The sequence below is a fragment of the Duganella sp. FT27W genome, assembly GCF_009295655.1.
In the GTDB taxonomy this organism is placed as follows: Bacteria; Pseudomonadota; Gammaproteobacteria; order Burkholderiales; family Burkholderiaceae_D; genus Rugamonas; species Rugamonas zoogloeoides.
The window spans coordinates 803,037-827,666 of sequence record NZ_WHIV01000004.1 but is presented as its reverse complement, the minus strand read 5'-3'; the positions used below and the strand labels follow the sequence as shown (position 1 = coordinate 827,666).

Below are 24,630 nucleotides of genomic sequence, written 5' to 3'. Positions count from 1 at the left end.
CCCGACCATCCTACGCCGAACTTAGCGGATTCACAACGTGTTTAACGGTCGCCAGGGTCCGCTGCGCGGGCCGCATCGAGCACTGTCGCCAATGCCGTGTCGAATGCCGCCAGCGCAGACACGGCCTGGTCCGGTGCGCTGCGCAATTGCAGCTCGAGGATGCCGCTGCAGCGGTGCAGCTGGCCCATCGACAGGTTGCCGGCTGCCCCCTTGACCTTGTGGACCAGCAGCGCGGCCTGCTCGGTATTGCCGGTGCCGATGGCAGCGGCCAGTTGCGCCGGCGTGCCAGCGAATTCCTCCACGAATTTCTCCAACAGTACCGTGAGCAGGCGGCGGTTGCCGCCCAGCCGCGCCAGCGCGGCGCTGGTGTCGATGCCAGCGTCGATGCCGGACTCGCTGGCCAGGCCGGCCGCGCTGCCCCCGCCGTCCGCGACGCCGGCTTGCGCCTCTGGCACCGGTCCCGGTCCCGGTTCCGGTGCCGGCAGCGCCGGCGCGGCGCGGCCGATGATCCAGCCGGCCAGCACCTCGAACAGCCGTTCCGGTTCGATCGGCTTGGTGATGTAGTCGTTCATGCCCATGGCCAGGCTGTTTTCGCGGAAGCCCGGCACCGCGTGCGCGGTCATCGCGATCACCGGCAATTGCGCGGTCGAATGGCGTGCGCGAATCAGCGCGGTCGCTTCGTAACCGTCCATCTCCGGCATCTGGATATCCATCAGCACCGCGTCGTAGCGGCAGGCTTCGACCATGCGCACCGCCTCCATGCCGGTGGCGGCCAGGTCCACCTGCAGGCCGCCGCCGAGCAGCACCTCGCGCGCGACCTGCTGGTTGATCTGGTTATCGTCCACCACCAGCACGCGGGCGCCGGCCAGGCGCTGCGCCGCCGCCGACAGCATGCGCGGCGACAAAGGCGCCACGGCGGGTTCGTCGGCGGCCAGGCCCAGCGCCTGCGCGATGGTCAGCAGCATGCGCGTGCGGTTGACGGGCTTGGCCAGGCAGTGGCGGATGCCGAGCTGGCCGGCCGCGCGCATGGCCGCCTCGCGCCCGTACTCGGTGGCCATGATCACGATCGCGGGCGCACCCGGCGCGGCCGCCTGGCGCAGGCGCCGCACCGTGTCGACGCCGTGGGCGCCCGGCATGTCCCAGTCCAGCACCACCACGTCCACCGGCTCCGGCGCCAAATAGGCATCCACCGCCGCCGCCGCCGCGTCGGCTGACCCGGCGGTGGTCACCGGCAGGCCGGCGTCGCCCAGCTGCTGGGCGAACATGGTGCGCACCACCGCGCTGTCGTCCACCACCAGCACCCGCGTGCCGGCCAGCAGCGCCAGCAAACCGGGCGCATCGTCGTGCCGCGCTGGCAGGCTGGGCAGGGCGACGCTGAAGTGGAAGCGGCTGCCTTGCCCCGGCGTGCTGTCGACGCCGATCACGCCGCCCATGGCGCGCACCAGCTGCTGCGAGATCGCCAGGCCCAGCCCGGTGCCGCCGTACAGGCGCGTGGTGCTGCTGTCGGCCTGGCTGAAGGCGTGGAACAGGCGCTGCTGCTGCTCGGCGCTGATGCCCACGCCGCTGTCGCTGACGGCGAACCGCAGGCGGTCCCCGTCCGGCCCGGTCTCCCGCCTTACCTGCAGCACGATCTCGCCGCGCGCGGTGAACTTGAGGGCATTGCCCACCAGGTTGATCAATACTTGGCCCAGGCGCAACGGATCGCCGGCCAGGCGCGCCGGCACGTCCGGGTCGGCCCAGGCCACCAGCTCCAGGCCTTTTTCCGCCGCGCGCCACGAAAACAGGTCCATCACCTGGTCGAGCACGTCCGCCAGATCGAAGGGCACGCTTTCCAGCGCCAGCTTGCCCGACTCGATCTTGGAAAAATCGAGCACGTCGTCGATGATGCCCAGCAGGTTCTTGCCGGCGCGGTCGATCTTGTGGAAATAATCGCGCGGCTTCGATGGCAGGTCGAGGTGCGCACCGAGCCCGGCAAAGCCGAGGATGGCGTTCATCGGCGTACGGATCTCGTGGCTGATGTTGGCCAGGAAGTCGCTCTTGGCGCGGGTGGACGCTTCGGCATCGGCGCGCGCCTGCTGGATGGCGCGGATCGCATCGGCTTTCTGGAAGGCCGAGATGAACGGCTCCTTGAGCGCCTTGAACATGTCCAGGTCAGCCCCGGCAAAGGCCTGCTGCTGCTCGAACACCAGGTAGCCTTGCACTGCCTCGCCGTTGCAGATGCGTACCGCCAGCACCGTGCCGGCGCCGCTCAGGTACATCTCCGGCATGACCAGCTCGGCGCCTGCGACCAGCAGCGCGTGGGTCTGGTCCAGTGTCATGGCCGCGCAGGGCGGGACCACGCTGGTCTGCCAGCTGGCGTGTACCTTCAATTGCCCGGTGCCCGGCTCGCGGATCAGCGCGCAGGCGCCGCTGACGGCGCCAATCGCGCTCGATTCGAGCAGGATCGCCTGCAGCAGCGCATCAAAATCGAGCTGGTCGTTGATTGACTTGACGATGGCGTGTACGCGCGCCAGGTGGCGGGTGCGGGCATACACCTCCTGCTGCAACTGCAGCTTGGCGTGCTCGAGCTGGCGGATACGCCAGCGGTACAGGCCCCAGCCCAGCAGCAGGATGCCGAGCGCCGCGCCGGAGCGCGCCCACCAGGTCTGGTACCAGGCCGGCAGGAAGCGCAGCGCCATGGTCAGCTCGTGCGGGCTCCAGGCGCCGTCGCGATTGCTGCCGCGCATGTGCAGGCGGTAAGTGCCGGGCGCCACGTTGGCATAGGTGGCGATGCGGTGGCTGGCATCGGCCTCCACCCAGTCCTTGTCGTAGCCCTCGAGGCGAAACGCGTAGCGGTTGCGGGCGCTGGCGGAATAGTCGAGCGAGGCGATTTCGATATTGACATTGCGGGTGCCAGACGGGATTTCCAGGCCGGGACCTTCTGCCGCCAGCAAGGGCGCCGGCGCCACCTGGCGTGTATCGAGCTGGACATTGCTGACCACCAGTTGCGGCTGGTAGTTCCAGCGCTGCACCGGCGTCTGCCGAACCACCACGTAGCCACCGGAGGTGCCGAACACCGGCTCGCCCTGGGCGGTGCTGGCACCGGCGCCGCCGAAATAGGACTGGAACACCAGGCCGTCGGCACGACCGAACAACTCCACGCGCAAGGTCTCGGTGTCGATCACGGCGATGCCGTTGCCGCCCGACGCCCACATGCGGCCGCTGGCGTCGAGGCGCAGCGAACTGGCGATCTTGCCGAACGGGCCGGCGCCGACGGCGGGCCGCAGAAAGCGCGGCTTGCCGCCGGCGGTCTGACCGTCGAGGATGGCGATGCCGCCGCTGTTGGTGGCCACCCACAACCGGCCGCGCCGATCGAAGGCCAGCGCGTTGATCAGGCCCTGTGGCAAGCCGTCGCTGCGATCCGGTTCCGCCAGGATCTGCTCGGCGCGGCCGGTGGCCGGATCGAAGCGGTTCAGGCCGTTGCGGGTGCCTACCCACAGCATGCCGTCCGGCGCTTCCAGCACGGTGGTGACGCGGCTATCGGTAAGGGCGCCGGCGGTGGCCGGGCCCTGGCGGTAGGCCTGGACCGTGGCGGCGCGCGGATCGTAGCGCAGCAAACCACTTGGCGTGCCCAGCCATAAATCGCCGCCGCGCCGCACGATGCTGCCGATGCGCGGCAACGGCTCGTGGTGCGGCAACGGCACCCGCCGCACCCGGCTGCCCTGGCCGCTGGTGTGGTACAGCCCGGCGAGGGTGCCGATCCACGCCTCGTTCGGTTCGGCTTCGGTCATGGCCAGAATCAGGCTGCCGGGCAGGGCAGTGTCCGGCAGCAGCGGGTCGGGCCGCAGGCCGGCGCGGCGGGTGGCGTCCGGCGCGATCAGGTCGATGCCCTGGTCGGCCAGCGCCACCCACAAGCGCCCGCCCTGGTCGGTCATGAAGGCGGAGGCCGAAATCTCCGGCAAGCCGACGCCGTCGAAGATGGTGCTGAAGGTACGGTTGCGCGGATCGTGGGTGTCCACGCCGCGCTCGTTGGCGACCCACACCAGGCCGCTGCGGTCGCGCCACAGCGCCGCCACCCGATTGCTGGCCAGGCTGACCGCCACCGCCGGCCGGTGCGTGATGCGGCGATGGATGCCGGTGGCATCGAATTCGATCACACCGTCGCCATAGGTGCCGGCCCACCACTGGCCGGGCACGGTTTCGGTCAGCGACAGTACCATCGCCTGGCGCCGGCCCTGGTCCGCCAGCGCCAGCAGGCGCGCACCGGCGGTGGCCGCATCGGCGCCGGCAAAACCCACGCCGCTGCGCAGGGTGCCGAACACCACGCCGCCTTGCGGATTCTGGCTCAGCGACAGCACCGCGTCACCCACGCCGGCGATGTCCGCGATCCGGCCGCTGGCCGCGTCGCGCCGCGCCAGGCCGGCGTCCGAGCCGATCCACAACACGCCGTCGCGGTCGAGCAGCAGGGCGCGGACCTGGTTGGCGCGCTGACCACCGGGCGCCGCGTCCGGGCGCCGGTGGTGGCGCACCTGGCCGGCGGCGTCCACGTAATCGAGGCCGGCGGCCGTGCCCACCCACAGGCCGCCGTCCTTGTCGCTGGCGATCGCATACACAGTCGGGCTGGACAGTGCGCCCGCCGCCACCCGCACGAAACGCTCGCTCAGCTTGTCATACCGGGCCAGGCCGTCGATGCTGGTCCCCACCCACAGCCGGCCTTGTCCGTCCACGTGCAGGGTCTGGATGAAGTCGCCGGGCAGCGAATGCGGATCGTTGGCGTCGAAATAGAAGTTGCGCATCTGGTAGCCATCCCAGCGGCCGAGCCCTGCCTGGGAGCCGAGCCAGATGAAGCCGTCGCCGTCCTGGGCCATGCTCATCACGACCGGGCTGGGGAAATTGCGCTCGGCCGGCGCCAGATGCTCGAACACGACCGGCGCCAGCGCATGCCAGCGATCGGTATCGGGGGCCGCGCGCAGCGGCGCAGAAGCCAGTCCGGCTAACAGGACGGCGGTCGCAAGGGTAAGGACGGTCGGGTTCACCACAAATCAGGGCCAGAGTACTGTGAGTTTCCCCGACGCCAACGTGCACAGGGTAATGCATCGTAAAGCAAAGCCCGCACTTGCGCCATTGCAAGTACGGATTGCAAGTCACACGCGATTCAATTGTGTGTCCATCGCAATCCTGTTGCCATTCTTGAACTTTGATAGGAAAATTCCTGTTACTCCTGGTTTTCTCCCTCGCAGCCCTCGCACAAGGACGACATGAAACCACTTGGGATCAAGGCGAAAGTTGCACTGGCAACCAGCATCACCTCGATCCTGATGATCGCCCTGGTGACCGTGGTTCAGATGCAACGAGTCAAGCACGATTTCGCCCGGGTGCTGTTTACCCAGCAAACTGCACTGGTGGCCCGCACTGCCGAGGAACTCGACGACAAGCTGACCGCGCTGCTCGAGATCGTTGCCTTTTCCGCCCGCAAGCAGCCGCTCGAGCTCGGCACCTCGGCCGAACGCCTGCGCGCCTACTACCAGGACCGCGCCATCCTGTCGCTGTTCGACGAGCTCGTGGTGTATGGCGCCGACGGCAAGGCCGTGGCCGACTTGCCGGTGGTGCCGGGCCGGGTGGGCATGGACGTGTCCGACCGCGCCTACTTCAAGCAGGTGATGTACACGCGCAAGCCGATGATCACCGAGCCGGTGCTGGGCAAATACCAGCGCGAACCGATCGTGCAGGTGATCGCGCCCGTGCTCGACGCGCGCGGCGAGGTGGTGTGCATCCTGTCCGGCGTGCTGCGGCTGTACAAGAACAACTTCCTCGGCCACCTGCGCCACGCCACCGTGGGCGCCAGCGGCTATTATTTTGCCCTCACGCGCGGTCCCAAGCCGGTGTACGTGCTGCACCCGGACCCCAACCGCCTGCTGCAGCCGCGCGGCGGCCAGCTCAACGGCGCCACCACGCTGGCGCTGGCCGACGGCTTCGAGGGCACGGTGGACAGCGTCGATACCGAGGGCCGCGAAGTGCTCAACAGCTACAAGACGCTGAAGTCGGTGGACTGGGTGCTGGGCACGTCGCTGCCGGCCGCCGAAGCCTACGAGGCGTTCGACGGCGTACTCGCGCGCCTGCTGCTGTGGGGCGGTCTGGCCTCGCTGCTGACGGCGCTGCTGGTGGGCGGCCTGGCCGCGCGCCTGCTGGCGCCGCTGGTCAAGCTGCGCAACGCCATCGGCGCGCTGCGCGGCTCCACCACCGAATTCGTGCCGCTGCCGGTCCATGCCGACGACGAGGTGGGCCAGCTGACCACCGCGTTCAACCACCTGATGCGCGAGCGGCAAGCCGCCGATACCCGCCTGCAAAGCGTGCTCGAGTACGCGCCCAACGCCATCCTGGTGGTGGGCATGGATGGCCGCATCGAAACCGCCAACCGCGAGTGCGAACGCTGCTTCGGCTACCCGCGCGACCAGTTGCTGGGCCGCGCGATCGAGATGCTGGTGCCGGCGCCCCTGCGCGATCGCCACACCAGCCACCGCGAACATTTTTTTGCCGAGCGCCTCAGCGCCGAGCCGGTGCGCATGGGGCGCGGCGCCGTGCTGCACGGCCTGCGCCAGGACGGCACCGAGTTCCCGATCGAGATCAACCTGAGTGCGGTGCGCACCGACCAGGGCACCAAGGTACTGGCGGTGATCGCGGACGTGACCGAGGCGCACCGCTTGCGGGTGGAAGCGGCTGCGCGCACCGAGGAACTCGAGCGCGAGCGCGACCGCGCCGAAGCCGCCAACCGGGCCAAGAGCGAATTCGTCGCCAACATGAGCCACGAGATCCGCACCCCGATGAACGCGGTGCTGGGCATGGTCTATTTGCTTGGCAACACCCAGCTGACGCCGCAGCAGCGCAAGTACCTGAACATGGTGCGGGTGTCGGGCCAGTCGCTGCTGGGCATCCTCAACGACGTGCTCGACTACTCCAAGATCGAGGCGCGCCACATGGCGCTCTCACCGGTCGAGTTCAACCTCGACGACACCATGAATTCGCTGGCCACCACCATGACCATGAACGCCGGCGACAAGGAAATCGAGCTGGCCATCGCGGTCGATCCGGCCGTGCCCAAGCTGCTGCGCGGCGACGCCCTGCGGCTGCAGCAAATCCTGGTCAACCTGGCCGGCAACGCCATCAAGTTCACCGCCGCCGGCGAGGTGGTGGTGTCGATCGGCCTGGCCGAATGGTCTTCCGCATCGCAGGCGCGGCTGCATTTCGAAGTACGCGACACCGGCATGGGCATGACCGAGCAGCAGCTGGGCCAGCTGTTCCACGCGTTTTCGCAGGGCGACCAGAGCATCACCCGGCGCTTCGGCGGCACCGGCCTGGGCCTGGCGATCACGCGCCGCCTGATCGAGCTGATGGGCGGAGAAATCGCGGTCAGCAGCAGCGAGGGCCACGGCTCGCGCTTCTGGTTCGAGTTGCCATTCGAAGTGCTGCCCGAGAAGGGAGAGGAGCGGCGCCGCCCTGCGATTGGCGAGCTGCGCATGCTGGTGGCCGACGACAGCGACACCAGCCGCACCCTGATCGCCCAGATGATCCGCGCCTGGGGCTGGCAGGCGGACGAAGTGGCATCCGGCACCGAGGCGCTGGCCCTGTTCCGCGCCAGCCTGGATGCACAGCAGCCGTACGACGTGGTGCTGGCCGACTGGCACATGCCCGGCATGGACGGACTGGCCACGGCCAAGGGCATCCGCGCTGCCGCGCCCGAGGGCGGCCAGCCAGTAGTGGTGATGGTCAACGCGTTTGCCCGCGACCGCCTGGAGGAAATTTCCGCCGCGCCCGAGGTGGACGTGGTACTCGTGAAACCGATCACCAGCTCCAACCTGTTCGACGCCCTGCACGAGGCGCTGGTGACCAACGGCGAAACCGGGCTGCAAATGGCGTCCGGCCAGGGCATCGAAGGGACGCTGACCGGTTGCCGCCTGCTGCTGGTCGAAGACAACGTGGCCAACCAGGCGGTGGCTTGCGGCATGCTCGAACTGGCCGGCGCAACGGTGGACGTGGTGGACAACGGCCAGCAGGCGGTGGACCGCATGAGCACGCGCCAGGGAGAATATGACGCGGTACTGATGGACATGCAGATGCCGGTCATGGACGGCTTCACCGCCACCCGCATCCTGCGCCAGGAACTCAAGCTTACCTTGCCCATCGTGGCGATGACGGCCGGCGTCCTCGAAGCGGAGCGCGAGCGCAGCGTAACGGTGGGCGTGACCGCCTTCATCCCGAAACCGATCGAGGTCGAGGAAATGCTGGCGGTGCTGCTGCGTCACCTGCCTAAAAAAGCGGCAGACGAGCCGGTGCCTGCGCCTGCTGCGCTGCCGCACCCTGCGCGGCCTCACGCCGCCGTCAAGCTGGTGGCAGCTCCGGTGCCGGCACCGGCGACGGGAACGGTGCCCGGTGCCGGCAGCGAAGCCGACATCTTCAACGTGGACAAGCTGATGCGGGTGATGGGCAAGGACGCCAAGGGCAGGGCGGTGATGCTCAAGATGGTGCGCGGCGCCATCGAAGGCGGCATGACGCCGGCCGACGAAGCCGGCACCGCCATCGCCGAGGGGCGCTTGCGCGATGCCGCCCGCCAGTTCCACGGCCTGCGCGGCGCGGTCGGGGTGCTCGGCGCACGGCGCCTGATCCAGGCCACCATGGATGCCGAAGACGCAATCGTCAAGGAAGACGGCGCGGCGATCGCCGCCGGCTACCAGGCAGTGCGCACCGAACTGCAGGCCACGCTGCACCAGGCCGGGGCCTGGCTCGCCCTTCAGCCGGATTGACAGAAAGAAAACTCATCTACATTTGCAGAAATACCACACGTAAACGATATTGATAACAATTCGCATTTACGAAATGCAGCGCCATCGTTACAATCTCACGGATTAATCGAATAACAACCGGCATTCGAGCCGTCCTAACTATCCGACCGAGAGATACCGTAATGATCAAGAGCCGCAAGCACGCGCAGTCCCGTTTCAACCAACACATGAGCGCCGCCCTGGCCGCGATGCTGCTGCCGGTGGCAGCGCACGCCGTTGCCGCCGCCGATGAGCAGGCCCAAGCCCCGCAAACCCTGTCCGAAGTCAAGGTACAAGGCGCTGCCGAAGACACCTTCAAGGCCGACCGCGCCGTCTCGGCCAAGTACACCGAAAAGCTGGTCGATACCGCCCAGACCATCACCGTGATCAAGAAGGAGCTGATCGAGCAGCAGGGCGCAGTCTCGCTGACCGAAGCGCTGCGCAACACCCCGGGTGTGGGCGCGTTCTTCCTCGGTGAAAACGGCAACACCAACACCGGCGACGCCATCTTCATGCGCGGCTTCGACACCTCGGGCAGCATCTACGTGGACGGCGTGCGCGACGTCGGTTCGATCACCCGCGACATCTTCAACATCGAGCAGATCGACGTCCTCAAGGGCCCGGCCGGCACCGACAACGGCCGCAGCGCGCCGACCGGTTCGATCAACCTGGTCAGCAAGCGTCCGCAACTGGAGGACGCCTACCTCGGTTCCGCCACGGTCGGCAGCGGCAAGCAACGCCGCGCCACCGCCGACGTCAACCAGGTGATCAATGCAGACAGCGGCACCGCGTTCCGCCTCAATGCTCTGGTGCAGGACAGCGAAAACCCGGCACGCGACATGATCAAGAACAAGCGCTGGGCCGTGGCGCCATCGCTGGCGTTCGGCCTGAACGGTCCCACCCGTTTCTACCTGAACTTCCTGCACGTCAAGCAGGACAATATTCCCGACGGCGGCGTACTGACCATCGGTCTGCCCGGCTACACCCCGCCCTACCTGGCCGCCGCCACCACCGGCACCCCGGCCGCCATTGCCGCCAGTGCTGCGGCTGCCGCCGCCGACCGCATCCGCCTGGCCCCGCTGGCCACCGCGCCGCGCGTCAATCCGAAGAACTTCTACGGCTCGGAGAAGGACCACGACAACGTCACCGCCGACCAGTTCACGGCCCGCCTGGAACACGACTTCGCCAACGGCGTGAAATTGCAGAACACCACCCGCTACGGCAAGAACAAGCAGGACTACCTGCTGACCGCGTTCATGGCCACCTCCGCCAACCTGATCGTCACCGGCACGCCCGACACTTGGACCATGGCCCGTAGCACCCTGACCTACAAGGACCAGACCAACAAGGTGCTGACCAACCAGACCAACGTCACCGCCGAGTTCGGCACCGGCGCGGTCAAGCACACGCTGGTGGCCGGCCTGGAATTCATCACCGAGAAACAAACCAACTACACGCTTGCGACCACCGCAGGTACCGCCATCACCCGCACCAGCATCTACAACCCGAATCCGGCCACGCCGCAAACCTTCACCTATGCCCGCACCGGCGCGCAAGCGGTGGGCAATACCGACACCCAGGCCGTGTACCTGTTCGACACCGCCAAGTTCGGCGACTGGATCATCAACGGCGGCCTGCGCCTGGACCACTTCAGCACCACCTACGATTCGGTGGCCATCCAGGGCACGGCCACGCCGCAAACCATCCCGGTCGGCACCCGCATCGCCACCAACCTAAAGGTCGGTGACACGCTGGTCAACGGCAAGCTGTCGGCACTGTACAAGCTGACGCCGGAGAGCAGCGTCTATGCGCTGGCAGCGAGCTCGAAAGCGCCACCGGGCGGCACCAACTTCTCGCTCAGCGCCAACGCCAACAGCGCCGCCAACCCCAACTACGATCCACAGGAAACCACTAACTACGAGTTCGGCGGCAAATGGGATCTGCTGCAGCAAAAACTGTCGCTGTCGGCAGCGGTGTACCGCACCACGGTGAAAAACGAAGTGGAGCAGGATGCCACCAGCGGCACCTACTTCCAGACCGGCGAGAAGCGCAACCAAGGCGTGGAACTGGGCGTGACCGGTGAAATCACCCGTGGCTGGCTGGTGAGCGCAGGCTACACCCGCATGTCGGCCAAGGTCACCAACGGCCGCGCCGTGGCGGCCGACGGCGAAGTCTACCTGGCCTACACGCCGAAGCAGTCGTTCACGTCGTGGACCTCGTACACCCTGCCGTTCGGCCTGACCGTCGGTGGCGGCGTGCGCTTCAACGACCAGCTGCGTCGCGGCACCGACGGCGCCGTGGGCACTCCGTCCCATATCGATTCGTACTGGGTAGCCGACGCCATGGCCAGCTACCCGCTCAACAAGCACATCGACCTGCGCCTGAACGTGTACAACCTGACCGACAAGGAATATGTTGCGGCGATCAACAAGTCCGGTTACCGCTACACCCCGGGCCAGCCGCGTTCAGGCAGCCTGACGGCCAATATCAAGTTCTAAGCCGCGCGCTGCCTGGCAGCCCCAAAGCCCCGCCGGTACCGGCGGGGCTTTTTCATTTTTGCACAACGTTGTTTTACGGTCCTGTCAGCGGATTTTGATGCAATAAAGAGTAGATAAATAAATAACGTTCATTACAATGCTTGCACGGGCGGCTGGCATGCGATTGCAACGGCATCTGTGCAAAGCCTCCCCACTTCAGGGAGGCAACCATGGCATACCACCATCCGGCGTCACAGCCGTCTTCACCTATCTCATCGAACCGGCTGCGCACCGTCCTGCGCATGATTCCCCTGGTCTGCGCGGCCTGGTGCGGCAATGCGCTGGCGGTGGACGTGATCTACCAGGGGCCGCCTGGCAGCAGCGGCCTGGCCGGCGCCACGCCCGGCGCGCCCGGTACCGCTGGCGGCGCCGCGCCGTCCGCCCCGTACCTGCTGTTTGGCGCCGATCCGGCCAATACCCTGCTGGTCAGTGGCGGCGCCGGCGGCGCGGGCGGTAACGGCGCCAATGGCAATACCGGTCAGACCGGGGGCGCGGCTGGCGCTGGCGGCGCCGGCGCCGACACCTCGGCCGAGTTATCGGTGGCGGCGCCAGCGACCGGCGCCAGCCTGGCGGTCACCGCCAACGGCGGCCTGGGCGGCAACGCCGGCCAGCCGGGCAGCGGCGCCCAGACCGGGGCCGGCGCGGCAGGCGGTGTCGGCGGCACAGCGTTCGCCAACGGCGTGCTCACCAGTTCGGGCAGCGGCGCCGTGCAAGGCGTGGCGCAGGCCACCGGCGGCCAGGGCGGGCGCTCCACCGGCGTACTCAACGGCGCGGCCGGCGGCGCGGCGCTCAGCAACCTCACGACGGTCGCACTGGGCAGCGGCGCGGCCAGCGTGCGATCGATTGCCACCGGCGGCCAGGGCGCCGCCGCCAATATCGACGGCACGAACGGCGGTGCGGGCGGCAATGCCTCGGCCAACGCAGGCGTCGGCAATCCCAACGCCACGCTGTCCTCCTACAGCCAGGAAGTGCGCGCCATCGGCGGCGCCGGCGGTCATGCCAACCTCGACTTTGACAACGCCCCCTTCGCCTATGGCGGCAACGGTGGCGATGCCGCCGCCAACACCAGCAGCGCCTTCAACAGCAGTACCGGCACGCTGACGCTGGTGCAGAGCGCCACCGGCGGCGCCGGCGGCGATACCGTGTTCGCATATGCCGGACGCGGCGGCAACGCCACGTCCACCATTACCAGCGGCCTGGGCGGCGCACTCAACGCCAGCGTCGACAGCACCGCCACCGGCGGCATCGGTGGCAACGCTGCCGGCAACCCGTTCAACGACCCGATATCGGGCGCACCGGGCGCGGGCGGCAATGCCACCAGCACCGTCTCGCTCGCAGGCAACGCACCGGCCGCCGGCAGCTGGAACGCGGTGATTGCCGCCACCAGCACCGCACTGGCAGGCTTGCCCGGCATCGGCGCCTTCTCGGGTGGCGGTGGCACGGCCGATGCCACCGTGACGGTGGCCGGCTACGGCCGCGTGACCGGCACCGCGCTGGCCACCGGCGCGTACGGCGGCAACGAGGGTGGCGCCGGCATTGCGCGCGCCACGGTCGATTCCAGCTACAGCGCGGTGGCCAACGCCACCGCCAATGGCGGCGGCGCCTTCTTCAACCCGGGCGCGGCGGCCACCGCGCGCGCCGATGCCCGTTCGGCCTGGCATGCGAGCGCCGACGCGGTCGCCATGTCCGGCAGCGGCCGCTTTGGCAATACCGAGGCGGGATCTGCCATCGCCCAGGCCTCGGTCACCCGCGCGCTTGGCATGCCGGCGCCGCCTTTGCCGCCAGCGTCGCTGCTGGCGCCAGAAGCGCGCGCCCACGCGGTGGCCAGCTTCCGCGGCGGCGAAGTGCTGGCGCGCAGCAGCTACAGCGATGCCAGCGTGGGCGCCGCGGTGGTGGCCACGGCCGGCTCGGCCCAGCCGGCCGAGTTTTACCAGCCCGAGGCATACAGCGCGGCCAATGTCGGCGGCGCAGCCTACGGGGCGTGGACGCCTGATCCCGCCGTCGGCATGGTCTCCTCGTATGCCAGCGCGCTGCCCGATCCGGCTTCGCTGTCCACCCTCCTGGCGGCCTCGCCCAACATCGCGGCAGCATTCGACGACGCCCAGTTCTTGGGCGCGGGCACCATGGGCGCGATGTTCTTCCCGTTCAGCGCCACGGCGCAGTTCAGCGTGCCGTTTACCGCCGGCCGCCACCTGCTGCTGGGATTGGGACTGCCGTTCGTTTCGGAATTCGATACCGCCAACTTCGAATTCTCGGTCAGCAATGGCGCCACCAAACTGTACGCGGGCAGCTTCAACAGCCAGGACCAGGCCGCGCTGTTCTTCTCCGATAACGTGCTCGACCTGGGCGTATTCAACACCAGCACGCTCGACCTGCTGGTGCGCTTCTCGTTCAACGGCGGCATCTACGGCTTCAACTACGTGCTGGGCGCCGGCGACGCCCTGACGCCGGTGCCGGAGCCGGGCGCCTGGCTGATGCTGGTGCTGGGCCTGGCGCTACTGGCCTGGCGCGGCGACGTATGGCGCCGAATGCCCGCGCGCGTTTGATCTGGTGCAGACATCGGGGAGCGGGGTGCGGCCGCAGGCTTGCTACCGTGGCTTGCGCAGCACGGACCAGCCCAATCCGAGTATGAAAATACCCGCAACGAACAATGCTCCCCAATATGCATAGAAAAAGCCTGGGTCAATATGTCGGTAGACCATGTTCAAGGTTTGATCTTTACCGCGCAGCTCCAATGCTCCGTCAAAAAAAACGCGGACCAGGTAGATCAGGAAGGACGTGCCAGCAACTACGCCTATCCAACCTAGTGATTTCAGCAACAGCATACGAACTTCCTCTAAAGCAACCACTACACATAAAGAGTATCACACCATCAGGGTCTGCGGCTCTCGTCGATTTTCTTTTCAACAGTGCAACATGCCCCGCAGCACCAGGGTTTGTCCATAGATGCTGCCGCTGGGGGACTGAACAAAGACAGCACCAACAGCATCCAGGGCAGGCAGGCACGCCATCTAACAATATTTGTTTCAAGATTGTTTGAATTTTTTCGACGCCTATCCTGCAACACCATCGGTGAAATCGCTTGCCACCAATCCCGGCCCCATGACATGATCAATGTCAGACTTTTGCTTCCGGGTTCTCCGGAATGGGACTGCAATGGCTTGTGTGGTTGGCTTGTCCGCGAAATACCTGGCGGCGCGCCCCGGCGCCGCGCCACACAACGCCCTCGATCACCCCTTGCATGCCGCTAGCTGTCACAGCGGTCATTTCCCGTCTTTTCCCCTTGCATGCCACGGCCATTTCCCTGGCAGGCATGCGCACATCCGTTTCAGGAGCGACTATGTTTGCAAACATGAAGGTGGCGGTACGGCTGGCGATCGGTTTCGGCGCGGTGGTGGTGTTACTGCTGGCGCTGTCGGCGGTCAGCCTGAACAGCATGGCGGCCTTGAATCACGACGTCAGCCTGCTGATGGACGACCGCTATCCGAAGGTCATGCTGGCCAATGAAGCAGCCACCCTCACCATCGACAATGGCCGCCAGGTACGCAGCATGATGCTGGCCACCAGCAACGAGGAACGCGAGCGCTACAAGGCGACTGCCGAGGCCAATCGCGTCAAGGTGGCCGAAGCGCTGGCCCGGCTCGACAAGCTGGTGGCCAGCGACAAGGGGCGCGAACTGTTCCGCGAGATCACCAGCAAGAGCAATGCGCTCAATCCCGCCTATGTCGAACTGTATGCCTTGATCAAGGACGATCCGAAAGCCGCGCTCGAGTACATGAAGGACCAGTTCCTCGTCGCCAATAGCAGCTACCTGGCGGCGCTGGAAAACCTGGTCAAGCACCAGACCTCGCTGATGGAACAGGACCGCCAGCACGCGGCAGATAACTATGACAGCACGCGCAACACGGTGATCGCACTGGTGGTGGGCGCGGTGGTGATCGCGATCGGGCTGGCGTGGGCCATCACTGCCAGCCTGGTGCGTGGACTCGGCGGCGAGCCTGCCTATGCGGCCCAGGTGCTGCGGCGCATTTCCGATGGCGACCTGTCCAGCGACGTGCTCACCCGGCCCGGCGACAAAGGCAGCCTGCTGTTGACGGTCAAGGAGATGGTGGCCAAGCTCAAGCAGGTGATCGACGGCCAGCGCACGGTGGTGGAAGCGGCCAATCGCGGCAACTTCGATTCCCGCGTGGACCTCAATGGCTTGCAGGGCTTCCAGCGCGACATGGGCGACGGTCTCAATCAACTGGCGGCCACCACCGGCGCCAGTATTGCCGACGTGGTGCGGGTGATGGGCGCGATGTCCGACGGCGACCTCACGCAAACCATCGACAAGCCGTATGAAGGCGCGTTCGGCGAACTGAAAAAATACGCCAATACCACCGTGGCCAAGCTGGGGCAGGTAGTCGCCGAAGTGAACGCCAATGCCGAGGGGCTGGCCGCCGCGTCCGAACAAGTGAGCGCCACCGCCAACTCGCTGGCGCAAGCCGCCAGCGAACAGGCAGCGGGCGTGGAAGAGACCTCGGCCTCGGTCGAACAGATGACCGCATCGGTAGCGCAAAACACCGACAACGCCAAGGTGACAGACGCCATGGCCAGCCGCGCGGCGGTGGAGGCGACCGAAGGCGGCGAGGCCGTGCGCTCGACGGTGACGGCCATGAAGCAGATCGCCGCCAAGGTGCTGATCATCGACGACATCGCCTATCAAACCAATTTGCTGGCGCTGAACGCCGCCATCGAAGCGGCCCGCGCGGGCGAGCACGGCAAGGGCTTCGCGGTGGTGGCGGCCGAGGTGCGCAAGCTGGCCGAACGCAGCCAGGTGGCCGCCCAGGAAATCGGCGAAGTCGCCACCAGCAGCGTCAGCCTGGCCGAGCACGCCGGCCAGATGCTGGGCGCGATGGTGCCCAATATTCGCAAGACGTCCGACCTGGTACAGGAAATCACCTCGGCATCGGAAGAGCAATCGGCGGGCCTGGCGCAAATCAATTCCGCCATCGCCCAATTGAGCCAGACCACCCAGCAAAACGCCGCCGGCTCCGAACAACTGGCCTCCACCGCCGAGCAGATGAGCAGCCAGGCCGAAGAACTGCAACAGGCGATGAGTTTCTTCCGGGTGGCGGGCAGCCTGAAAAGCACCGCCGCCTCATCCAGCAGCCACGGCGCCAGCCGGCAGCAGCCCCGCCCGTCATCCGCCCCACGCCACGCCCCGGCGCCACGGCAACAGGAGTTTGCGTCCACCGGGCCGGATGAAACCAAGTTCGTGCGGTACTAGTTTGGTCGCAACATAGCCGGGTGGTTACAGCCCGGTAGCGTAGACGTAGTCACAATTCCTATTTATAATTGCGAGTGATTCTCATTTAGATTACTCAACATTCAGGAGTTGTGATGTTCCACCGCGCAGACAAACCTTTTTCATCCACCCCAGTCTTGCGCCCCGTGCGCCTGGCGGCCCGACTGGCGCTGCTGTGCGCGAGTGCGGCCATCACGTTCCCGCTGGCCTACGCTGCGGACGCACCAGCGCCGGCAGATGCAGCCGCCGGTGCGGAGGCCGACCGCGACACTTTGCTGCCCAGCGTGACGGTCACCGGCACCAGCGACCGTGTCACCACCGAGAACTCGGGTTCGTTCGGCAGCCGCAAGACGTCGATCGTCAAGGGCCTGGAATCGGTGCGTGAAATTCCGCAGCCGGTCACCGTGCTCACGCGCCAGTTCATCGAAGACCGCGCGCTGCTCAACCTGACCGACCTGATGCTGGCCACGCCCGGCATCGCGGTTGACTACACCGACAGCGAGCGCATCACGTACCACTCGCGCGGCTACCAGATCGACGCCATGCAAGTGGACGGTTTGACCATTACCCAGGGCGGCTCGGCCTTCGCCCAGCCCGATGCGGCCGTGCTCGACCGCGTGGAAGTGCTGCGCGGCGCCTCCGGCATGTTGCGCGGTTCGGGCAATCCGTCGGCCACTGTCAACATGGTGCGCAAGCGTCCCACGCGCGACTTCCAGGCATCCGCCACTGGCGTGCTCGGTTCGTGGGACCGGCGCCGCGCCGAAGGCGATATTTCGGGCGCCCTGAACCAGGCCGGCACCGTGCGCGCGCGCCTGGTGGCCGTCAAGGAAAAAAAGGACAGCTTCCAGAAGGCGATGAAGGAAGACCGGCAAGTGCTGTACGGCGTGGTGGAAGCGGACCTGACGCCCGACACTGTGCTCACCGCCAGCCTGCAGCGCACCGAACTCGATGCCACCGGCTCGTGGGGCGGCATGCCGGCCAAGCTCGATGGCTCGTCGATGAACCTGCCACGCGACACGTTCCTGGGCGCCGCCTGGAACCGCTGGAACCGCGCCAACGAACAGGCGTTCGTGGAGCTCGAGCAGCGTTTCGACAATGGCTGGACCGCCAAGGCCAGCGCCGGCTACCTGCACCTGAAGATGGACCCGAACGGCTTCAAGCAGTCGTACATCGCGCGCCCCACCGGCAGCAAGGACGATTACCTGTTCGGCGTGACCACGTCGCAGTACACGGGCGACGACAGCCAGCAGGATAATTACTCGCTCAGCGCCAACGGCCCGTTCACCCTGCTGGGCCGCCAGCACAAGCTGGTGGTGGGCGCGGAAGCCCTGCGCACGCGCACCGTCGCGACGGCCGGCCTGGGCAACCAGTTCCCGCTCAATAACGTCGATATCCGCAACTGGGACCCGTACACCACGTACCCGGAAAACAACCTGGTCACCATCAACACCCTGAAGCCGACTTTCGTCCAGCAGCAGGGCGTGTATGCAACCACCAGCCTGTCGCTGATGGACTCGCTCACGGCGCTGGCCGGTGTGCGCCTGAGCTGGTACGAGTACCGCGCGCCGTCCGCCCCCGCTACCAGCTACAAGGTGGAGCGCCAGACCACGCCGTTTGCCGGGCTGGTGTACGACATCACCAAGAAGCTCAACGCCTACGTCAGCTATACCGAAATCTTCACGCCGCAAAACGTCAAGGACGTCAACAACAACATGCTCAAGCCGATCACCGGCGAGGACTACGAAGCGGGCCTGAAGGGCGAATTCTTCGGCGGCAAGCTCAATGCATCGGCTGGCGTGTTCCGCATCAACAACGTGGGCCGCGCGGTGGAAGACTCGACGGGACCGGCTACCTGTGCGCCGTCGAACCCGACCGGCCGCTGCCGCATTGCCGGCGGCAAGACCGAGAGCGAAGGCTGGGAAGCGGAGCTGTCGGGCGAGCTGGCGCCGGGCTGGAACATCCAGGGCGGTTACACCAACACCCGCACCAGGTACGTGGTCGATACCGCCGCCAACACCAACCAGCCGCTGCGCGCCATCGATCCGCGCCACCAGTTGCGCTTCTTCAGCAACTACCGCCTGAGCGGCCTGCTCAAGGGCTGGACCGTGGGTGGTGGCGCCAACATCCAGAGCGACGCCACCGTCACCGGCAGCGGCTTGACCGCGCGCCAGGGCGGCTACTCGGTATTGAACGCCATGGCCGGCTACCGCTTCAACGACCGTTACTCGGTGCAGGTCAACGTCAACAACCTGGCCGACAAGACCTACTACAAGCGCTTCGCGCCGACCGGTCTGGCCTACTACTACGGCGATCCGCGCAACGTGGTGGTGACGCTGCGCGCGGCGCTCTGATTTAATTATTTATATCGTTTATACGGAATATATGGTTTATATCGTATAAACGGTTTATATAAATAATTTTCAGCTGTTTTTTGCCTCCGATTTTTACCTCAATTCAGGTGGTGATTTGACGGATGGCGGCGGTAAATTTGTCGAGTTCTGCGGTGGTGGTGAACAGTGCCGGGGTCACGCGCAGGCAGGCGCCGCCTGCCGCGCCTTTGCGCGGGACCGTGAAGATGCCGTACTGGTCGATGAGCGTTTTTTGCAGGGCCACGTTGTCGTCAAAACTGGTCTTGCCGGCCAGGCGCAGCGACGTGACGGCGCCGCTCATGTCGTCGGGGGCCAGAATTTGAACCTTGCTGCTGCCGCGCAGTTGCGCTACCCAGTGGTTGCGCAGGTGCAGCAGGCGGGCGCCCTTGTTGCGGGTGCCCATGGCGTCGTGCTGGCGCAGCGCGGCGGGGATGGTCATCAGCGCAGCGACGTTGACGGTGCCGGCCAGCACGCGCGCACGGATGTCGGTCGCCGGGTGGTCGGCATTGCCCAGGTGGATGCCGATCGCGCTCAGTCGCTCCTTGCGGATGTGGATGAAACCCAGGCCCAGCGGCGCGCCGATCCACTTGTGCAGGTTGCCGCCGACGAAGTCCGCCTGCAGGTCCGGCAATTGATAGTCGAGCTGGCCCCACGACTGCGCCACGTCCACGATCACATCGACGCCGCGCGCCTTGGCCATCTTCACCAGTTCGGCAATCGGATACACCAGACCGGTGCGGTGGCTGATGTGGGTGAGCAGCAGCAGGCGCGTGCGCGGATGCGCCTTGAGCGCCTGCTCGTACACGTCCAGCACGCCCTGGCGCGTGGCCGGCTCGGGCGTGGTGACCACCGCCACCGTGGCGCCGCGCCGCGCGGCCAGGTCCTGCATGGCGTACTGCATCGAATCGTAGTCGAGGTTGCCGTACATGATGGTGTCGCCGGACTTGAGCAGCTGGTAGTTGCTGATCAGGTTTTGCAGCGATTCGGTGGCGCCGCGCGTGAGCGCCACCTCGTCGGTCGGCACGCCCAGGTTCTGCGCCAGCGTGGCGCGGATCGCCTCGATGCCCTGGCGGTCGAATTCGCGCCGCAGGAAGTACGAGTTGTCGCGGTTGAGGCGGTCGATATGGCGCTTGAAATCGTCCGATACCGCGCGCGTCATGATGCCGTAGTAGGCGTTTTCCAGGTTGATGAAGTCGCCGCTGACGTCGTAGTGCGACTTGATGTCACGCCAGTACGCTTCGTCGCGCACGACCTGTGCGACCGGGCCGGCCGGCGCCCGTAATGGCTGATCCTGCGCCTGCAGCGCTGGCGTGGCGCCAACGGTACCAGCGGTGCTGGCGGCAACGAGGGAACCCTGCAGAAAGGTGCGGCGGCTGATGGTCATGACGGTCCTGTATGGTGATGGGCGATCGGAACATTGTAGGCAAACGCCAGCGCCGTGCTTGTGGCGCGACTTCGCAAACTATAAACTGGGCTTATACCCTGACCTGATCACTCCCATGCTGCTCCGTGAAATCGAGATCTTCCGCGCCGTGATGACGGCCGGCTCCGCCAGCAAGGCGGCGCGCCTGCTCAACCTGACGCAACCGGCCGTGAGCCTGTCGCTGCGCAAGCTGGAAACCCATGCGGGACTGGCGCTGTTCGAGCGCGTGCGCGGCAAGCTGGTCCCCACCCAGGAAGCGCACGCGCTGCTGGCCGAGGTGCACCGCTGTTTCGTCGGGCTCGACGCCATCGAGCACCGGCTGCGCAGCCTGCGCCAGTTCGGCGTCAACCGCATCCGCATCGCCTGCCTGCCGGGCATGGGCGTGGGTTTTCTGCCGCGCGTGCTGAGCGAATTGAAGCTTAGCGAGCGCAAGGTAACGGTGTCGTTGCAGATCATGTCGTCGCGCGACGTGCGCGCGCGCCTGCTGGCGGGCGAGGCCGATATCGGCCTGATGGCTGACGAGGTCAGTGCCGATGGTCTCGAACACTCGGTGTTCGCACGCTACAACGGCGTGGTGGCGCTGCCGTTGAAACACCCGCTGGCGCGCAAGAAGGTGATACGCCCGAGCGACCTGGCGCGCTACCCGTTTTTGGCGCTCAATCCCGAGGACGGCGCCAGCGTGCGGCTCGACGCCATCTTCCGCGCCCATGGCGTGGTGCCCGAGACCGTTGTCGAGACACCGTATACGATCAGCTTATGCGAGCTGGTACGCCACAACGTGGGTATCGCCATCGTCAACCCGGTCACCGCGCTCGATTACGCGGGCCGCGATATCGTGCTGCGGCGCTTTTCGGAAACCCTCGCCTATGGCTGCCAGCTGGCCATGCCGGCAGGGCGGCCGCTGACACCGTTCGCCCAGCAATTGCTGGCCACCATGCGCACGCGGCTGGCGGCCGACCTGGCCGGGCTGGACGCGTGGCTGGAAAGAAATCACTGAGGTGATCAATTTGAATAAATGATGAGTCCGGTTACAAAGTGTGAATATATAAAGTTTTCAATATGATATCTTTCTCGATATAAAAATATTGTATTTATATAAACCAAATGCTAGGGGAAACTTCAGTTTCAGCAATGCATTTTATATTTCCAAATAAAAATTGGATTTAAAAAATGTCCGTTTCTGAAACTGCTACATTTAATTCACCAACCGGAATCTTCATGAAAAAAATCACGCTTTGCGCCTTGCTGTCGCTGTTCGCCTTCTCCAACTACGCCGCTGCCGGCCCCGTGACCAGCGGTTTTAATAACCTGGGTACCGTCGCGGTGTGCGACGATTGCTATACCCCCGAAGTGACGCTCGGTTTTAATGCCAATTATTTCGGCAATACTTTCGATACCACGTATGTCAGCAATAATGGTTATGTCACCTTCGGCAGCGGGCAGGGCACTTATACGCCTACCGGACTGACCGCCAATTATCTTGGCGCTCCGATCATCGCGCCATTTTTCTCCGACGTCGATACCCGGGCGGCGGCCGGCGGCACGGTTACTTACGGCAATGGCACCTACGCCGGCCAGAACGCCTTTGGCGTGACCTGGAACCAGGTCGGCTACTTCGCTTCACGCGACGACAAGCTCAATACCTTCCAGCTGATCCTGGTCGACCGCAACGCCACCGGCGCCGGCAACTTCGACATTTATTTTAACTACGACCAGGTGCAGTGGGAAACCGGTGAAGCGGACTCTGGCGTAGGCGGCCTCGGCGGCATTTCGGCCTCGGTGGGCTTTGCCAACGGCAGCGGCGCGGCCGGCACCTACAACCAGCTGGCCGGCTCGCTGGTCAACGGCGCGCTGCTCGATGGCGGCATCCACTCGCTTGCCGCCGGCTCCAACAACGGCGTCACCGGCCAATACCTGTTCCAGGTGCGCAATGGCGTGATCACCGCCGTGCCGGAACCGGAAACCTACGCCATGCTGGTTGCCGGCCTGGGCCTGGTGGGCGCCATGAGCCGTCGCCGCCAGCGCAGCAAGGCCGCCGTTTGATGCGCTAGCACCACCTCGCGTACACTCCCTGGCAACGCCGCGCCGCCCGGTGCGGCTTGCTACGGGAGTTCACAGTGCCATTACCGATCACCAGCGTCGCTGCCGACGACACCGCGTTCTGGGACGCGGTCCGCGCGCAGTACGCCCCATCACCCGACTTCATCAACCTGGAAAACGGCTACTTCGGCATGCCCGCCAACCCGGTGCGCGCCGCCTTGCGCCGCTACCAGGATGAAGTCGATGCCGAAAGCAGCTATTTCCTGCGCCAGCGCTGGCCCGGCCGCCTGGCACAGGTGCGCCAGGCGCTGGCCGCATTCACCGGCGTCGATGCCGATGAACTGCTGATCACGCGCAGCGCCGTGGAGTCGCTCAACATCGTGTTGCAGGGCTATCCGTTCGTACCCGGCGACGCCATTGTGTACTCCCACCACGACTACGACAGCGCGCTCGACATCGTCGCCACCCTGGCTGCACGGCGCGGCGTGGCGCCGGTGCCGGTGGACGTACCGCTCGATCCGGTCAGCGACGCCGCCATCGTGGCCGCCTACGAATCCGCCATCACGCCGCGCACGCGGGTGGTGCTGCTCACCCACATCGTGCACCGCACGGGCCAGATCATGCCGGTGGCGGCGCTGGCGACCATGGCGCGCGCACGCGGCATCGACGTCATCATCGACGCCGCCCATTCGTTGGCGCAGCTCGACTACCGGGTACCGCAACTGGGCGCGCAGTTCGTCGTCGCCAACCTGCACAAGTGGGTGGGCGCGCCGCTGGGTACGGGGCTGCTGTACATCGCGCGCGAACGCATTGCCGACATCGCGCCGTTTTACGCCGACACCACCCACGCCGCCGGCGATATCGACAAGCTGGGGCACGTGGGCGCGGTGCCGCCGGCGCCGGTCATGGCGATCGAGGACGCGCTGGCGTTCCACGCGCAGATCGGCACGGCCAACAAGGAAGCGCGCCTGCGCTGGCTGGCGCGGCGCTGGATGGACGCGGTGCGCCACGTGCCCGGCGTGCGCCTGTACACGCCCGCCGATCCGGCGCGCCACTGCGCACTGGGCGCCTTCGGCATCGACGGCATGGCGGCGGCGGACGTGGCGCAACGGTTGATGGACGAGCACCGCATCTTCACCGTGGTGCGCCAGCTGGGCGAAGTGTCACTGGTGCGGGTAACGCCGCACGTCTTTACGCGCGCGCAGGATGTCGATGCGCTGGCGGCGGCAATTATCGGGCTGGCGGCGTCATCGCGGTGACGCCATCGAGCAGCATGGCGCGGAAGTCAGCCACCAGCGGCCGCAAATTGATGCGGTGCCAGGCCACCCATAGCGGCGTGCGGTAGCTGAACCACGGCAGTTCGCGCAGCACCACGCCGGGCGGCGCCTGGTGCCGCAAACCCTGCTGCACCATGGCGATGCCCAGACCCGCGCCGACCAGGCCCAGCGCCGTCATCGGCTCGGTCGCTTCCATGCGCACGTGCGGTGTAAAGCCGGCCCGCGCGCACTCGGCGATGAAGTTGTCGTGCTGGAGCGCGGTCTCCTTGTGCCGCACCAGGATCCAGTCCTGCGCCGCCAGGTCGGCCGGCGCCAGCGTGGGCAATGCGGCCAACGGGTGCGAGTCGGGCAGCGCCAGCAGCATCGGCTCGCTGCGCACCAGCGCGCAATCGAGATCGGCGTCATCGGGCGCCGGCGGTTCGCATAACAGGGCAATATCGAGGCTGCGCTGACGCAGGCCCTCGACCTGCTCTACCGAATGCAGGTTATAGAGCGCCACGTGCACCTGCGGGCGCTCGGCGCGCAGCGTGCGCAGGCCGTCGGGCAGCACGCCGGCGTGCATGGCGCTGTCGATGTAGCCGATGCACAGCCCGCCCTCGTCACCGCGGCCCAGGCGGCGCGCCATGGCTTCCAGGCGCGTGGCATGAACCAGGAAGGCGCGGGTTTCAGTCAGAAAGGTACGGCCGTCGCGGGTGAGGCGGATGCGCTGCAAGCTGCGCTCGAACAGGGTCAATCCCAGCTTTTCCTCGAGCTGGGCGATCTGCCGGCTCAGCGGCGACTGCGAGATGTGCAGGCGCTCGGCAGCGCGCCCCACGTGTTCTTCCTCGGCCACGGCGACGAAGTATTGCAACTGGCGAATATCGAGCATGTCAGACCCAACAGGACTTAAGGTGAGCAAATTA

12 protein-coding genes are annotated in these 24,630 nt (G+C 66.3%); 8 read left to right on the top strand and 4 right to left on the bottom strand.

Features of this window, described 5'->3' with window-relative positions; translation table 11 throughout:
* Nucleotides 1-41 precede the first annotated feature (41 nt).
* Nucleotides 42-5,015 (bottom strand): hybrid sensor histidine kinase/response regulator, encoded by a 4,974-nt coding sequence (locus tag F8197_RS20720; protein WP_152883405.1) that lies wholly within the window; start codon nt 5,013-5,015, stop codon nt 42-44.
* 222 nt (nt 5,016-5,237) lie between these two features.
* Between F8197_RS20720 and F8197_RS20715 the strand changes: the two genes are divergently transcribed.
* The 3 genes from F8197_RS20715 to F8197_RS20705 all read left to right on the top strand — a co-directional run bounded on the left by F8197_RS20715 (nt 5,238) and on the right by F8197_RS20705 (nt 13,878).
* Entirely contained in the window at nt 5,238-8,777 is a 3,540-nt protein-coding gene (locus F8197_RS20715; RefSeq protein WP_193333494.1) for a response regulator, read from the top strand.
* A gap of 161 nt (nt 8,778-8,938) precedes the next feature.
* Nucleotides 8,939-11,293 (top strand): catecholate siderophore receptor Fiu, encoded by a 2,355-nt coding sequence (locus F8197_RS20710; protein WP_152883404.1) that lies wholly within the window; start codon nt 8,939-8,941, stop codon nt 11,291-11,293.
* Nucleotides 11,294-11,502: 209 nt separating this feature from the next.
* Entirely contained in the window at nt 11,503-13,878 is a 2,376-nt protein-coding gene (locus tag F8197_RS20705) for a PEP-CTERM sorting domain-containing protein (RefSeq protein ID WP_152883403.1), read from the top strand.
* A 42-nt stretch (nt 13,879-13,920) separates the two neighbouring features.
* Here the strand turns inward: F8197_RS20705 and F8197_RS20700 are convergent, their stop codons facing one another.
* Nucleotides 13,921-14,157 (bottom strand): hypothetical protein, encoded by a 237-nt coding sequence (locus F8197_RS20700; protein WP_152883402.1) that lies wholly within the window; start codon nt 14,155-14,157, stop codon nt 13,921-13,923.
* A gap of 515 nt (nt 14,158-14,672) precedes the next feature.
* On the opposite strand from F8197_RS20700, the gene F8197_RS20695 reads away from it, so the two are divergent.
* Together F8197_RS20695 and F8197_RS20690 are read left to right on the top strand one after the other, a co-directional pair.
* Nucleotides 14,673-16,601, top strand: coding sequence for a methyl-accepting chemotaxis protein (locus tag F8197_RS20695; protein ID WP_152883401.1), 1,929 nt, complete (start codon nt 14,673-14,675; stop codon nt 16,599-16,601).
* A gap of 113 nt (nt 16,602-16,714) precedes the next feature.
* The gene (locus tag F8197_RS20690) at nt 16,715-18,970 is read left to right on the top strand and encodes a TonB-dependent siderophore receptor (RefSeq protein WP_152883400.1); all 2,256 of its coding nucleotides are present in this window, start codon (nt 16,715-16,717) and stop codon (nt 18,968-18,970) included.
* Between the two features lie 103 nt (nt 18,971-19,073).
* On the opposite strand, the gene F8197_RS20685 is transcribed toward F8197_RS20690, so the two are convergent.
* Nucleotides 19,074-20,372, bottom strand: a complete 1,299-nt coding sequence (locus F8197_RS20685; protein WP_152883399.1) for an aminotransferase class V-fold PLP-dependent enzyme — start codon at nt 20,370-20,372, stop codon at nt 19,074-19,076.
* A 115-nt stretch (nt 20,373-20,487) separates the two neighbouring features.
* On the opposite strand from F8197_RS20685, the gene F8197_RS20680 reads away from it, so the two are divergent.
* From F8197_RS20680 to F8197_RS20670, 3 genes are all read left to right on the top strand, one after another.
* Nucleotides 20,488-21,408: a LysR substrate-binding domain-containing protein gene (locus F8197_RS20680; RefSeq protein ID WP_152883398.1), complete on the top strand. Its 921-nt coding sequence runs from the start codon at nt 20,488-20,490 to the stop codon at nt 21,406-21,408.
* A gap of 221 nt (nt 21,409-21,629) precedes the next feature.
* On the top strand, nt 21,630-22,454 hold the full coding sequence (locus F8197_RS20675) for a nidogen-like domain-containing protein (RefSeq protein ID WP_152883397.1): 825 nt from the start codon (nt 21,630-21,632) through the stop codon (nt 22,452-22,454).
* 74 nt (nt 22,455-22,528) lie between these two features.
* Entirely contained in the window at nt 22,529-23,710 is a 1,182-nt protein-coding gene (locus tag F8197_RS20670) for an aminotransferase class V-fold PLP-dependent enzyme (RefSeq protein ID WP_152883396.1), read from the top strand.
* Here F8197_RS20670 and F8197_RS20665 read toward each other — a convergent pair.
* On the bottom strand, nt 23,682-24,596 hold the full coding sequence (locus F8197_RS20665; protein ID WP_152883395.1) for a LysR family transcriptional regulator: 915 nt from the start codon (nt 24,594-24,596) through the stop codon (nt 23,682-23,684). The two genes, F8197_RS20670 and F8197_RS20665, sit on opposite strands and share 29 nt — an antisense overlap.
* Nucleotides 24,597-24,630 lie beyond the last annotated feature (34 nt).

Coding starts and splice junctions, on each gene's coding strand:
- F8197_RS20715 (WP_193333494.1), top strand. CDS start 5,238: ATGAAACCACTTGGGATCAAGGCGAAAGTTGCACTGGCAACCAGCATC.
- F8197_RS20710 (WP_152883404.1), top strand. CDS start 8,939: ATGATCAAGAGCCGCAAGCACGCGCAGTCCCGTTTCAACCAACACATG.
- F8197_RS20705 (WP_152883403.1), top strand. CDS start 11,503: ATGGCATACCACCATCCGGCGTCACAGCCGTCTTCACCTATCTCATCG.
- F8197_RS20700 (WP_152883402.1), bottom strand. CDS start 14,157: ATGCTGTTGCTGAAATCACTAGGTTGGATAGGCGTAGTTGCTGGCACG.
- F8197_RS20695 (WP_152883401.1), top strand. CDS start 14,673: ATGTTTGCAAACATGAAGGTGGCGGTACGGCTGGCGATCGGTTTCGGC.
- F8197_RS20690 (WP_152883400.1), top strand. CDS start 16,715: ATGTTCCACCGCGCAGACAAACCTTTTTCATCCACCCCAGTCTTGCGC.
- F8197_RS20685 (WP_152883399.1), bottom strand. CDS start 20,372: ATGACCATCAGCCGCCGCACCTTTCTGCAGGGTTCCCTCGTTGCCGCC.
- F8197_RS20680 (WP_152883398.1), top strand. CDS start 20,488: ATGCTGCTCCGTGAAATCGAGATCTTCCGCGCCGTGATGACGGCCGGC.
- F8197_RS20675 (WP_152883397.1), top strand. CDS start 21,630: ATGAAAAAAATCACGCTTTGCGCCTTGCTGTCGCTGTTCGCCTTCTCC.
- F8197_RS20665 (WP_152883395.1), bottom strand. CDS start 24,596: ATGCTCGATATTCGCCAGTTGCAATACTTCGTCGCCGTGGCCGAGGAA.